Origin of the sequence: Microbacterium sp. Ag1 (genome assembly GCF_001005635.1) — a bacterium.
GTDB lineage: Bacteria > Actinomycetota > Actinomycetes > Actinomycetales > Microbacteriaceae > Microbacterium > Microbacterium oxydans.
Genome location: NZ_LBCR01000028.1, coordinates 269,423 through 282,489, shown reverse-complemented (window position 1 = coordinate 282,489; position 13,067 = coordinate 269,423). Strand labels below are relative to the sequence as shown.

Annotated in this window: 12 protein-coding genes, 1 tRNA gene and 2 pseudogenes; 9 read left to right on the top strand and 6 right to left on the bottom strand. The window is 67.6% G+C overall.

The annotated features are described in order from the left end of the window. Together AAY78_RS19910 and AAY78_RS08835 are read left to right on the top strand one after the other, a co-directional pair. Positions 1 to 1,036: pseudogene (locus AAY78_RS19910) on the top strand (hypothetical protein); the annotation flags it as partial. A 200-nt stretch (positions 1,037 to 1,236) separates the two neighbouring features. Beyond that, positions 1,237 to 1,521: pseudogene (locus AAY78_RS08835) on the top strand (AMP-binding enzyme); the annotation flags it as partial. Between the two features lie 90 nt (positions 1,522 to 1,611). Here AAY78_RS08835 and AAY78_RS08830 read toward each other — a convergent pair. Further along, entirely contained in the window at positions 1,612 to 2,070 is a 459-nt protein-coding gene (locus AAY78_RS08830; protein WP_046747916.1) for a RidA family protein, read from the bottom strand. Beyond that, a complete protein-coding gene (locus tag AAY78_RS08825; RefSeq protein ID WP_021199127.1) occupies positions 2,067 to 2,291 on the bottom strand; it encodes a hypothetical protein in 225 nt (74 codons plus the stop codon). The genes AAY78_RS08830 and AAY78_RS08825 overlap by 4 nt, the downstream gene beginning before the upstream one ends. An 89-nt stretch (positions 2,292 to 2,380) precedes the next feature. On the opposite strand from AAY78_RS08825, the gene AAY78_RS08820 reads away from it, so the two are divergent. The 7 genes from AAY78_RS08820 to AAY78_RS08790 all read left to right on the top strand — a co-directional run bounded on the left by AAY78_RS08820 (position 2,381) and on the right by AAY78_RS08790 (position 8,757). Continuing rightward, positions 2,381 to 4,942, top strand: coding sequence for a transglycosylase domain-containing protein (locus tag AAY78_RS08820; RefSeq protein ID WP_046747915.1), 2,562 nt, complete (start codon positions 2,381 to 2,383; stop codon positions 4,940 to 4,942). Continuing rightward, positions 4,933 to 5,880: a metallophosphoesterase gene (locus AAY78_RS08815; protein ID WP_082108626.1), complete on the top strand. Its 948-nt coding sequence runs from the start codon at positions 4,933 to 4,935 to the stop codon at positions 5,878 to 5,880. The genes AAY78_RS08820 and AAY78_RS08815 overlap by 10 nt, the downstream gene beginning before the upstream one ends. A gap of 9 nt (positions 5,881 to 5,889) precedes the next feature. Next, a complete protein-coding gene (locus AAY78_RS08810) occupies positions 5,890 to 6,435 on the top strand; it encodes a hypothetical protein (protein WP_046747914.1) in 546 nt (181 codons plus the stop codon). 55 nt (positions 6,436 to 6,490) lie between these two features. Then, positions 6,491 to 6,567, top strand: a tRNA-Pro gene (locus AAY78_RS08805). Between the two features lie 66 nt (positions 6,568 to 6,633). Continuing rightward, positions 6,634 to 7,110: a VanZ family protein gene (locus AAY78_RS08800; RefSeq protein ID WP_052748706.1), complete on the top strand. Its 477-nt coding sequence runs from the start codon at positions 6,634 to 6,636 to the stop codon at positions 7,108 to 7,110. After that, on the top strand, positions 7,107 to 7,862 hold the full coding sequence (locus AAY78_RS08795) for an HAD-IIB family hydrolase (RefSeq protein ID WP_046747913.1): 756 nt from the start codon (positions 7,107 to 7,109) through the stop codon (positions 7,860 to 7,862). The genes AAY78_RS08800 and AAY78_RS08795 overlap by 4 nt, the downstream gene beginning before the upstream one ends. A 52-nt stretch (positions 7,863 to 7,914) precedes the next feature. Next, positions 7,915 to 8,757 carry a DUF1295 domain-containing protein gene (locus tag AAY78_RS08790; protein WP_046747912.1) on the top strand — a complete coding sequence of 281 codons (843 nt, stop codon included), beginning with the start codon at positions 7,915 to 7,917 and terminating at the stop codon, positions 8,755 to 8,757. A 38-nt stretch (positions 8,758 to 8,795) separates the two neighbouring features. On the opposite strand, the gene AAY78_RS08785 is transcribed toward AAY78_RS08790, so the two are convergent. From AAY78_RS08785 to AAY78_RS08770, 4 genes are all read right to left on the bottom strand, one after another. After that, a complete protein-coding gene (locus tag AAY78_RS08785; protein WP_046747911.1) occupies positions 8,796 to 10,055 on the bottom strand; it encodes an alpha-hydroxy acid oxidase in 1,260 nt (419 codons plus the stop codon). 10 nt (positions 10,056 to 10,065) lie between these two features. Further along, positions 10,066 to 10,788, bottom strand: a complete 723-nt coding sequence (locus AAY78_RS08780) for a FadR/GntR family transcriptional regulator (protein WP_046747910.1) — start codon at positions 10,786 to 10,788, stop codon at positions 10,066 to 10,068. Positions 10,789 to 10,891: 103 nt separating this feature from the next. Then, positions 10,892 to 11,545 (bottom strand): thymidine kinase, encoded by a 654-nt coding sequence (locus AAY78_RS08775; RefSeq protein ID WP_046747909.1) that lies wholly within the window; start codon positions 11,543 to 11,545, stop codon positions 10,892 to 10,894. Positions 11,546 to 11,554: 9 nt separating this feature from the next. Continuing rightward, positions 11,555 to 13,027 (bottom strand): malate:quinone oxidoreductase, encoded by a 1,473-nt coding sequence (locus AAY78_RS08770; protein WP_046747908.1) that lies wholly within the window; start codon positions 13,025 to 13,027, stop codon positions 11,555 to 11,557. Positions 13,028 to 13,067: the final 40 nt, after the last annotated feature.

Below are 13,067 nucleotides of genomic sequence, written 5' to 3'. Positions count from 1 at the left end.
CCCCACAGACACCCCGACACCGACGCCCACGCCCTCCACCGACCCGGTACAGCAGGCCTACATCGCGGTCTTCCAGCGCCCGGACGATGTCGGTCTCACCGGCGCTTTCAGCGGCATCTCGGAGCCCGAGCTTGCCGACCTGCTCGCGGCCGCGGCGGGCACACCGAATGTCACATTCCCTCTCCTCAACGGCTCGGGACAGGCGCTCGGCCTCGCGGAGCGGCCGTCTACGAACGAGGCGGCCGCCGCATCCCAGCTACTGTCGCCAGTGGTCTCCAGGCTGCCGGGCGTGACCGTGAACGAGATCTCGCTCACCGCGTTCGATCTCGAAGGGGCTCTGCGCGCTGTCCAGGATCAGCGTGTCCGGCTGCTCGACCAGCAGCTTTCCTCTCAGGTCACGGATGTGCAGAAACGCAACGCCCGCGTGGTCACGCTCAACGCGGCCATCACGGCTCTGAACGCATACGTCGCCGGGCCGACTGATGAGTCGCTGGCCACTGCGATAGCGGCCGCACGCCCGGCCGTGGGGTCGCACGTTCTCCTTTCGGCGACGTCGGACTCCACCGAGGTGAGAACGGCCGCTGCCGACCTCGTCGCAACGCTGCGCGTCGAACGCGACGCCGTCACGAACACTCAGCAGACGGATATGCTGCGACTGGCCGGCTTGACCGACAAGCGCAGTGAAGCGGCCGACCTGATGTCCTCATTCCTGACGAAGATGCAGGGTTCGCAGTCGTCGATCATCGGCAACATGCGATCGACCCCGGTATCGCTCGGCACTGTTCGGTGGGACCGCGCCGCCATCACCGGAGGCTTCGACCTCACCGGCGTCACGGACGGGGAGCACCACCTCATCCTCAGCTTCGACGACATCGGCCTCACCGTCGTTGCCGCGGTGACCGTGCAGCGCAATGAACTCGCCGCGACCGGAGGCGAGTTGAGCCCGGCGCTCTGGGTCGGGGCAGCACTGCTCGTGCTCGGAGCGGGCGCACTGATCGGCTCATCGCTGCGGACGCGGCGCCGTACGCGCGTCTGATGCGGTGACACGGGCGGAGGCCGCCGGCGCCATCGGCGCGGGCGGCCTCGGGCGAGCTCGAGCTGGCGATGCTCCCCATCGTCCGCGAGACTTGTCGCGGTCTCCTCACCGGACCGGGCATCGGGACTGACGACGAGAATGACAACGTCGCCCCTCTCCGCTCAACCCCGACGAACCGATCGCTGACGCATACTTTGACAACAACCGGCCAGGCCGTGGTGGCCTTCGTCATCATCAAGGAGAGCTACCTCGCCGCGCACGAGCCCGCGGGCCTCGCGCAGCAGCTGCGCCTGTGGGTCGGCGAGCAGATCGGCGCCATCGCCCGTCCGCGCGACGTCTACATCGTCGGCGAGCTGCCGAAGACCCGCTCCGGCAAGATCATGCGTCGCCTCCTCCGCGATGTGGCCGAGGGCCGCGAGGTGGGAGACACGACGACGCTCGCCGACACGGCCGTGATGAGCATCATCTCGGCGCAGGTGAAGTAGGACGAGCAGCAGGCAAGAGAAACGCGCCTCCCCATCTCGGGGAGGCGCGTTTCTCTTGCGGACACGACGGAGGACGCCGCCGGGACGCATTCAGGCGAGGAGGAACGTCACCTCGACCTCGACCGGACTGCCGAGCGGGAGCTCCGCGACGCCGACAGCCGCGCGTGCGTGGCGCCCCGCATCACCGAAGATCTCACCGAGCACCTCGCTCGCGCCGTTGATGACGGCGGGCTGCCCCGTGAAACCGCCCGCGGATCCGACGAACCCGCCGACGCGGAGCACGCCGCCGATGCGGTCGACACCACCCGCGGCATCCGCCGCCGCGGCCAGAGCGTTCAGCGCACACGTGCGGGCGTAGGTCTTCGCATCCTCGGCGGAGACGTCGGCGCCCACCTTGCCCGTGGCCGGCAGCGCACCGTCGACGAACGGCAGCTGGCCCGAGGTGTAGACGAGGCCCCCGTGCACGACCGCAGGGACGTAAGCGGCGACCGGGGCGGCGACCGGAGGCAGCTCGATGCCGAGCTCGGCGAGGCGGGCGGAGACGCTCATGCCTGGCCTCCCTCGAACTGACGGGCGGCCTGTTCTGCGGCGGCGAGGCCGGCATTCGTCGACGCGTCGGACGTGACGGGGCGCTTCAGGTAGGCGACGAGCCCGCCTTCGGGCCCCTGCACGACCTGCACGAGCTCCCAGCCCTGCTTGCCCCAGTTGTTGAGGATGGCTGCCGTGTTGTGGATCAGCAGCGGCGTGGTGAGGTACTCCCACGTGGTCATGGCACTCCTGTCGATCGGGGCGCGGCACCGGAAATCCGGGGCGGGCTCGTCAAAGGCGGTATTCAGGGAACTCCCCTACGATCAAGCGTATGCCCCAAAAGAATCGCACGGTGAGAGGCGTGCTCGGCGGTCTCGTCGGGCTCGTCGGCCTGAGCGCCGTCGCCGGTCTCCTCGTCACGGCCAGCGTCACCCCGGTGCTCGCGATGACCGGCCTCGCAGGCACCCAGGCTCTCACCCTCTTCGATCAGCTCCCCGAGAGCCTCGACCCGAGCACGCCGATGGAGCAGTCGACCATCTACGCGACCGCCCCCGACGGTTCGCAGGTCGAGCTCGCGTCGTTCTACGAGCAGAACCGCGTGCCGGTGACCTACGAGCAGGTCTCCCCCACCCTCTACGACGCGATCCTGTCGAGTGAGGACAAGAACTTCTACAGTCACGGCGGGGTCAACATCGGCGCGACCGTGAAGGCCCTGGTCGACAACGTACGAGGCACCTCCAGCCGTGGTGCGTCGACGATCAGCCAGCAGTACGTGAAGAACGTGCTGATCCAGAAGTGCGAGCAGGACGTCGACACCACGTCTGACACCTACTCGGAAGACCTCCAGCAGTGCTGGCTCGACGCCACCAACGCGACAGGGGCGAAGGGCATCGAGCGCAAGCTGCAGGAGATGCGCTACGCGATCCAGATCGAGAAGGACTTCTCGAAGAACGACATCCTCCTCGGCTACCTGAACATCGCCAACTTCGGTGGAACCGTGTACGGCATCGAGGCGGCCGCGAACTACTACTTCTCCACGACGGCCGCGAACCTCACGGTCGCGCAGTCGGCGACTCTCGCCGGCATCGTGCAGAACCCGAACACCTACCGGATCGACAAGCCGGAAGGCACGATCACGAACTCCGAGGGCGTGGCGCTGAACACGGCAGCGGATGGGTACGCACTCACGAAGGACCGCCGTCACTACGTGCTGGGTCGCATGCTCGCCGACGGCAAGATCACGCAGGCACAGTACGACGAGGCCGACGCATCGGAGATCACGCCCGCGCTCAACCCCCCGACGCAGGGGTGTGCATCCGCCGGAACCAGCGCGTACTTCTGCCAGTACGTGAAGTCGATCGTCCTGAACGACGAGGCCTTCGGGAAGACGCAGCAGGAGCGCACGGATCTGCTCCGCCGCGGTGGCCTGAAGATCTACACCACGCTGGACTACCGCATCCAGAACCCGGCCGCCGAGAGCATGTCCGAGATCGTTCCCGCCAACGCCGACAACCAGAACTTCGGCGCCGCCGGCGTCTCGGTCGAGGTCGGCACCGGACGAATCCTCTCGATGACGCAGAACACCATGTTCACCGAGACGCCCACCGACGACCAGGCCTACACATCGCTGGTGTTCGCCGGTGACAAGGACCACGGCAACTCTGGGGGCTTCCAGGTCGGATCGACCTACAAGCTGTTCACGCTGATCGACTGGCTCGAGAAGGGCCACTCCGTCAACGAGGTGCTCAACGGAAGCGTCCAGACGAATCTGAGGATCCCCGTGTGCGGCGCCAAGCAGAGCACCGACACGAAGAAGATCGGCAACTTCGGCGGCGGCGGCGGCGGGACGAGCTCGGTGCTGAACTTCACGAGGAACTCCCTCAACAGTGGGTACTTCGCGATGGCGTCGAAGCTCGATGTCTGCGACATCAACAAGGTTGCCGACCGCATGGGTGTGACGCTCGCGAACGGTGGCAAGGTCACCGACGAGAACGTCCCCTTCGATGTGCTGGGACCGAAGAACATCTCTCCTCTCGCCATGGCGAACGCCTATGCGACCGTCGCGAGCGGCGGAAAGTACTGCACGCCTCGCGCGATCGATCGCGTGGTCGGCGCCGACGGTAAAGACCGCGAGTTGCCCGCGTCGTCCTGCACCGACGGCGTGCTGCAGCCCGAGATCGCGGCGACTGCCGCCTTCGCGCTGCAGAGCGTGATGAGCGGCGGTGGCACCGGATCCCGCGCCAACCCGAACGACGGCACTCCCCTCATCGGCAAGACCGGTACGCACGACCGCTGGTCGACCATGATGATCGAGTCCAGCACCAAGGTCACCACCGCCGTCTGGGCGGGTCGCTGGCAGGGTCAGGCCAATATCTACCAGAAGCGGGCCAACGGCTGGAACCTCAACGACATGCGATACCCCCTGGCCAAGGCCGCGCAGGGGGCAGCCAACGCCGCGTACGGCGGAGACGCCTTCCCGAAGCCGGACGGCAAGCTGACCCGACAGCAGCTGACGACGGTTCCGAGCGTCGTGGGCAAGTCCGTCGAGGAGGCGACCGGCATCCTCACCGATGCCGGCTTCCAGGTCTCCGTCGGAGGGGCGGTCGACAGCGATCTCGCCGCCGGTCTGGTCGCCGGTCAGGACCCCACAGGGGAAGCTCCGAACGGCGCGACGGTCACGCTCACGACCAGTAACGGCCAGGGGACGACCGTCCCCGCGAACCTCGTGGGGATGTCGAGAGCTCAGGCGACCGCTGCGCTCGGGGCGGCCGGCTTCACGGACATCGAGTTCGACAACTCGTGCAATCCGCCGACATCCGTCGTGGGCAACTCCGACCCTGCGCCGGGCACTGCGGCCAGCAAGTCCACCGCCGTGCGTGTGACGTGCCAGTAGCGGCACGACGCGGCGCGCACCCGGCCCTCATCGCGCTCGGCGCGGTGGGGGCCGTGGGTGCCGGCGCTGCCATCTGGGGCATCGGCATCGAGCGGTACCTGTTCACCGTGCGCGAGGCCTCAGCAGTGGCCCTCCCGCCCGGCGCAGCACCGCTGCGCATCCTGCACATCTCCGATGCGCACATGGCGCCGTGGCAACATCGCAAACAGGACTGGCTCGCCTCCCTCGCCGAACTGAAGCCCGACCTCATCGTGAACACCGGGGACAATCTCGGCCATGAGAACGGACTCGACGGCATCCGGCGTGCCTTCGCTCCTTTCGCCGGTATCCCCGGCGTGTTCGTGCACGGCTCGAACGACGTGGCAGCGCCGTCTCCGCGGAACCCTTTCCGCTACTTCCTCGGCCCATCCAAGAAGAACCACAAACCGGAGCTGCTCGACACCGACGCGATGGACCGGTACTTCACGGATGAGTTGGGCTGGACCGACCTGAACAATGCCGCAGCACGGTTGCGCATCGCAGGCACCGACGTCGATCTCTTCGGCGTCGACGACGCCCACCGTGACTGGGACCGGCTGGACGCGCTTCCCGACGCGATCTCGGCACTCGGCGCTCGTGACGCGGCGGCGCCCGTCCTCGGCGTCACGCACGCGCCGTATCAGCGGGTGCTCAACGGCTTCACCGATCTCGGTGCCGATGCGATCCTCGGAGGCCACACGCACGGCGGTCAGGTGTGCATTCCCGGGTACGGGGCTCTCGTGGCGAATTGCGACATCCCGCTCAAGCAGGCCAAGGGGCTCAGCACCTGGTCGCACGGCGGACGCACCGTGCCGCTCAACGTCAGCGCGGGGTGCGGACACTCCATCTACGCGCCGGTCCGCTTCGCCTGTCGACCCGAGGCGACGCTTCTCACGCTCACGGCACAGCCTCGGCGCTGAGCACGCCGGGTGACGCAGTTGCTTCCGCCCGGCGAGGCGAAGACGGCACGGACCGCAGCCTTCGGGGCGAGCGCGATGTACCTCCTGATCCCACTGACCTTCTCGGTGCTCGCTCTGCCCCTCGTCAGTGAGGCCACGCGCCCACCGCTCGGACTGGCGGATTGGCCTCGATCCGCCCTCACTCTGCTCGCGGTGTTCATCATCGGTGTCCTGCTGCCCGCGACGGCTCTGCTCCGTGGAATCCGCTCGCTCGTGCGTCCCCCTGCGCGCGTGCTTCTCGCCGCTCTCGCATTCCTGTTCACGCTGATCTGGGGTGTGATCGTCGCGTGGGCCATCGGTCTGGGCGCCAGCGGAGGGAACAGCGAAAGTGCCGTCGGGATGCTGTCCGTGTGGGTGTTGACGACGTCGAATGCCTGGCCCATCCTGGTCACCGCCGGTTGCATGGCTCTGCCACGCGGGCGTGCGCGCCTCATCACGCTCGCGGCATCCACGGGCGGAGGGCTCCTGCTCCTGATCGTCGCGCTCATCACCGTGCGCATCACCGCACAGGTGTGATCCGGCCTCGATTCGGCGCGGGGAGCATTTCCCTGTAGACTCGGAGGGTTGCAAACGGGGTGTGGCGCAGCTTGGTAGCGCGCTTCGTTCGGGACGAAGAGGTCGCAGGTTCAAATCCTGTCACCCCGACCAGTAACACCGGAAGGCCGCCCTCAGGGGCGGCCTTCTCTGTACCGGGACCGTGCACGAAGGGAACGCATGAGCTCTCTGCTCCCGCCGCCGCGCCGTTTCACCCGGGTATGGGCGCTCGTCCTCAGCGTCCCGTTCCTGATCGGCCTCGCCGCCCTCGCCCTCACGCCGTCGAAGGTCGAGGACTCGATGCCGAACCTGCTCGACGTCATCCTCACGACCACACACCGTCTCGGCTGGGAGTGGCTCGACTTCACGCGCCTCGAGATCATCGCGAACGTGCTGGTCTTCGTGCCGGTCGGCATCCTCGCCTTCCTGCTCCTCCCCCGCCGCGTGTGGTTCCTCGCACTGTTGGTGGGACCGCTGCTGTCCGCGATGATCGAGACCGCTCAGCGCGTGGCTCTCCCCCACCGCGCGGCGACCGTGAACGATGTCGTGGCCAACTCCACCGGCGCGATCCTCGGCGTCACCGTCGCGCTCGTCTTCACCCTGCTGCTCGCCCCGAGATCCTCTCAGCGTCCACCTTCTAGGCTGGAGACATCATGACCACGCCCACGCTCGTCGCCTTCGATCTCGATGACACGCTCGCCCCTTCGAAGGGTCTGATCGACCCGAGGATCGCCGATCTGCTGCGCGCACTCCTGCGCACCGTCGACGTCGCCATCATCTCCGGCGGCAACGAGGCGCAGTTCCGATCGCAGGTCGTCGCCCGACTCGGCGATGCGGATGCCGCTGACCTCGCGCGCCTGCACCTGCTGCCCACCTGCGGCACCCGCTACCTCCGCCACGACGGCACGGACTTCGCACCGGTCTACGCGCACGATCTCAGCGACGCAGACAAGCAGGCGGCTCTCACGGCTCTGCGCGAGGAGGCCGAGCGCCTCGGGCTATGGGAAGCCGAGCCGTGGGGCGACATCCTGGAAGACCGCGGATCCCAGATCACGTTCTCGGCACTCGGGCAACGCGCGCCGCGCGAGGCGAAGCACGGGTGGGACCCGACGGGCGCCAAGCGGAGCGCTCTGCGGGACGCCGTCGCCGCACGTCTGCCCGGCCTCGAGGTCCGCTCCGGTGGATCGACCTCCATCGACATCACCCAGGCAGGCATCGACAAGGCCTTCGGCATGCGGCAGCTCGCCGAACACACCGGCATCGCCCTCACCGACATGCTGTTCTACGGCGACCGGCTCGATGAGGGCGGGAACGACTATCCGGTGCTCGCGATCGGCGTGCCCTCCATCGCCGTGGAGGGTTGGGAAGACACCGCCGACAGACTCGACGCACTCCTGCTGACCCTCTGATCCACATGGTGTCGTGCGGCACGCCACCGCCGCATGGTCCTAGCATGGCGTCATGGATGCCCTCCTGATCGTCATCGTCGTCGCCGCGGTCTCCAGTGCGGCCTGCTGGGTGCTCTCCCTGATCACCCGTGACACCTCCTGGGTCGATCGCGCCTGGTCGATCGTCCCCGTCGCCTATGTGTGGATCTTCGTCGCCGGGGCCTTCGTGAACGGCGAGGGTTCGGCACGCGTCGTCCTGATGGGTGTCCTGGCGACGGCGTGGGGAGCCCGGCTGACCTTCAACTTCGCCCGCAAGGGTGGCTACACCGGGATGGAGGACTACCGATGGGCGATCCTCCGAGGACGCATGCGTCCCTGGCAGTTCCAGATCTTCAACCTGCTGTTCATCATCTGCTACCAGATGGCGCTGCTCGTGCTCATCACGCTGCCGGCTGCCCTCGCCGCCCGGAATCCGTCTGCGCTCACCGGATGGGATGCGCTGTTCATCGCCGCGTTCCTCGCGTTCCTGGTCGGCGAGACGATCGCCGACCAGCAGCAGTGGGTGTTCCATCAGCGGAAGAAGAAGGCGGGCGGCACCCTCCCTCCCGGCTTTGCCACGACCGGACTGTTCCGGTACAGCAGGCACCCCAACTTCTTCTTCGAGCAGGCGCAGTGGTGGGCCTTCTACGCGATCGGTGCGACGGCCGCGGTCACGGACGGTGCCGGAGTCATCGGGGGCGTGCTGAACCCGACGATCATCGGTCCCGCGCTCCTCACCGTGCTGTTCATCGGCTCGACGATCTTCACCGAGTCGATCACCGCGTCGAAGTACCCGGCATACGCCGACTACCGCCGCACGACATCGATGCTCGTGCCGTGGCCTCCACGCACGCGATCCGTGGCCACGCAGTCCTGAAGCCGGCGCCGACCGGGTATTGACGCCCAGGCAGGCTCTCAGCTCACGCGGGCCTCCGCGGCGGCGCGTGCGACGGGAACCAGCCTGGTCAGCTGGGTCACGTGCGCGGGCTCGAGCTCGGCGAGGGACGCGACACCCAGCAGGCGCATCGTGCGCTCGATCTCGCTGCGCAGGATCGCGATCGTGCGGTCGACGCCCTGACGTCCACCCGCCATCAGACCGTAGAGGTAGGCCCGCCCGATCAGCGTGAAATCCGCGCCGAGCGCCACCGCGGCGACGATGTCGGCGCCGTTCATGATGCCGGTGTCGATCATGACCGTGAAGTCGTCGCCGACCGCCCGACGCACCTCCGGCAGCAGATGGAAGGGGATGGGCGCGCGGTCGAGCTGACGCCCTCCGTGGTTCGAGAGGACGATGCCGTCGACTCCGGCGTCACGCAGGCGCACCGAGTCCTCGACGTTCTGCACGCCCTTGATGACGATCTTGCCCGGCCAGATGTCGCGGATCACCGCGAGATCGTCGTAGCTGATCGTCGGGTCCATCGCCGCATCCAGCAGCTCCCCCACCGTGCCCCCTGTGGTGCTGAGGGAGGCGAACTCGAGCTTCGGCGTGGTGAGGAAGTCATACCACCACCACGGCCGCGGAATCGCGTTGATGATCGTGCCGAGCGTGAGCTGAGGCGGGATGCTGAAACCGTTGCGCTTGTCACGAAGGCGCGCACCGGCGACCGGGGTGTCGACCGTGAACTGGAGGGTGTCGAAGCCCGCCGCCGCCGCACGACGGGTGAGTTCGTAGGAGATCTCGCGGTCGCGCATGACGTAGAGCTGGAACCAGTTGCGCCCCTGCGGGTTGGCAGCCTTGACACCCTCGATCGAGGTGGTGCCGAGCGTGGAGAGCGTGAACGGGATGCCGGCGGCCGCGGCAGCTCCAGCACCGGCGGTCTCCCCCTCGGTCTGCATCAGGCGCGTGAAGCCGGTGGGCGCGATCCCGAAAGGCAGAGCGGACGGACCGCCGAGGATGTCGACGGTCGTGTCGACCGTGGGAGCCGGACGCAGGATGCCGGGATGGAACTCCACGTCCCGGAAAGCCTGACGGGCCCGGGTGAGGGACAGCTCGCCCTCCGCGGCTCCGTCGGTGTAGTCGAAGGCCGCCTTGGGCGTGCGTCGCTTGGCGATCAGGCGCAGGTCGTCGATGGTGAGGGCCCCCTCCAGCCGTCGCTTGCGGCCGTCGAGCTCCGGCTTCTTGAACTTCATCAGCTCGAGGAGTTCGGCGGGGTTCGGGAACTGGCGCTGCACCATGATGTGCCTCTCAGATCTGGGGGTGGATCTCACGGGTGAGGCCCGTGGACGTGTAGTAGCCGGTGATGTGCGTGTGGATCAGGGACCGCGCGGCATCCACGTCACCGGCATCGATCGCGGCGACCAGCGCGCGGTGCTCGGCACGGAGCCGGGCCGACATCGCCTCCCAGTCCGGGATGGTGGCGACACCCGCCTGCACGTAGGACTCGATCGAGGAACGCAGGCCAGCCATCATCGCGGCGATGACCGTGTTGCCGCTGGCCTCGGCGAGCGAGAGGTGCAGCTGAGCGTCGAGGGCGAGGAACTCCGATGGCGAGAGCAGGGGTTCGTCCATCGCGGCGAGCAGTTCCCGCGCGCGGCTCGTGTCACGCTCCGGTGCGCCGGCCATCGCCACCACCACCGCATCCTCGAGCACCAGACGAGTCCGCACGACATCGTCGAGGGGGAAGCCCTGCGCCGCGACCTGAAGCCTCAGCAGCGCCGACATGCCTCCCGTGGGCGTCGCGATCACGATGGCCCCCGACTGCGGGCCGGAACCGGTAGCGGTGCGGATGAGCCCCATCACCTCGAGGACACGGAACGCCTCACGGACGCTCGAACGCCCGACGCCGAGCTCGGTGGCGAGATCCCGCTCGGACGGCAGTCGGTCCCCCGGGCCGAGGCGCGCGTCGAGCAGGTCGCGTTCGATGTGCTCGAGCACGAGGCGCCATGCGCGTGCCGGCTGGTCCGCCATCGATCCTCCTGTGGTCTGACCACAGAGTATCGCGTGTGGTCAGACCACGCAAACAGGGTCGCCGACACACCCGCTGCGCCGGGCGCGGGTGAGGGCGGCGGGCTCAGCCCAGGCGTCCGCCGGATTCCTCGAGATAGCAGGTGCCGCACAGCGACTCGTAAGTGGTCAGCTCGGGCGACGCCGACCCGGTCGCGCCCTCGTCGATGGCGACCTGGTCGCCGTCGAACACGAAGCGCCCGCCCACGACGCGGCCGTTGAACACGGCCTTCCGTCCGCACCGGCAGATGGTCTTGAGCTCCTCCAGCGAGTGCGCGATCGCGAGTAGGCGCGCGGAACCGGGAAAGGCGTGGGTGAGGAAGTCGTTCCGGATGCCGTAGGCGATCACCGGGATGCCGTCGACGACGGCGATCCGGAAGAGGTCGTCGACCTGAGTCGGGGTGAGGAACTGCGCCTCGTCGATCAGCAGGCACGCCACGTCGCGCGGGCCTTCGGGAAGCAGCTCGTCGTCGGTCGCATGCTGCATGCGCTCACGATGCTTCGCGAACACCCTTCGTGCATCGTCGTCGGGGGCGATGAGGAAGTCGACCCGGCGTGTGACGCCCAGCCGACTCTCGATCTCGGACGCGCCCTTGGTATCGATCGCCGGCTTCGCGAGCAGCACCCGCTGCCCACGCTCCTCGTAGTTGTAGGCAGCCTGCAGCAGAGCAGTCGACTTGCCCGAGTTCATCGCGCCGTAGCGGAAGTAGAGCTTCGCCACGGGACGATCTCAGACGTTGATGCCGAGGACGGCTGCCGTGGCTTCGGTCGACTTCTCCGCGAGCTCCGGGTTCTCGTTCAGCTTCTCACCGAATGTGGGGATCAGGGCACGCAGCTCCGGCTCCCACCCCGGGTACTCGGCCGGGAAGCACTTCTTGAGCAGGTCGAGCATGATCGGGACGGCGGTGGATGCTCCGGGCGACGCCCCCAGCAGGCCCGCGATGGAACCGTCGGCCGCCGCGACGACCTCGGTGCCGAACTGCAGGATGCCACCCTTCTTCGGGTCCTTCTTCATCACCTGGGCGCGCTGACCGGCATCGATGAGGGTCCAGTCCTCATCCTTGGCCGTGGGCATGAAGGTGCGGAGGCTGTCGACCTTCTTGGCGTGGTTCTTCAGCAGCTCGCTCACGAGATACGTGATGAGGTCGGGGTTCTTCACCGCGACCTGCAACATCGGCAGCAGGTTGTGCGCACGCACCTGGGTGACGATGTCGAGCATCGAACCGTTCTTCAGGAACTTCGGGCTGAAGGTCGCGAACGGTCCGAACATGAGGGAGGCCTCGCCATCGACGACACGGGTGTCGAGGTGCGGGACCGACATGGGCGGAGCGCCGACCGACGCCTGCGAGTACACCTTCGCCTTGTGCTGAGCGACGATGGTCGGGTTCGTGGTCTTGAGGAACTGCCCGCCGATCGGGAAGACGCCGTAGCCCTTGATCTCGGGGATACCGGAATTCTGCAGCAGCTTGAGCGCCCAGCCACCCGCACCGACGAACACGAAGCGGGCCCTGACCTCGCTCGGGGTGTGACCGATGCTGTTGCGGTACTTGACCAGCCAGGTTCCGTCCTTCTGCTTCTTCAGGCTGCGCACCTCGTGATTCGTGCGCAACGAAACGCCAGCGTCGGTCAGGTGGTCGAAGAGCTGGTGCGTGAGGGAGCCGAAGTCGACATCGGTACCGGCGGGCACACGCGTCGCAGCGAAGGGCTCGCCCTTGCGCCGCTGCTGCATGAGCAGCGGCGCCCACTTGTTGATGACGCGAGAGTCCTCGCTGTACTCGATGCCCGCGAACAGCGGCTGCTTCTTCAGCACCTCGTAGCGGTTCTTGAGGTAGGCGACGTCCTTCTCGCCCCGCACGAACGTCATGTGCGGTGTTGCGTTGATGAAGGTCGACGGCTCGTCGAGCACGCCCCGCTCCACCAGAGACGACCAGAACTGACGGCTCTGCTGGAACTGCTCGTTGATCGACACCGCCTTGGCGGGGTCGAGTGGAGCGTCGCCCTGCTGGGGCATGTAGTTCAGCTCGCACAGGGCGGCGTGGCCCGTGCCGGCGTTGTTCCACGGGTTGGAGCTCTCCTGAGCCACCTCGGAGAGTCGCTCGAAGGCGACGATCTTCCACTCCGGCTGCAGCTCGTGCAGGAGAGTACCCAGGGTGGCGCTCATGATGCCACCGCCGATCAGGACGACATCGACGTTTTCAGTCACCGAGCCAGTCTAGTTCGCGGGCGCGCTGCCGCCGACCATG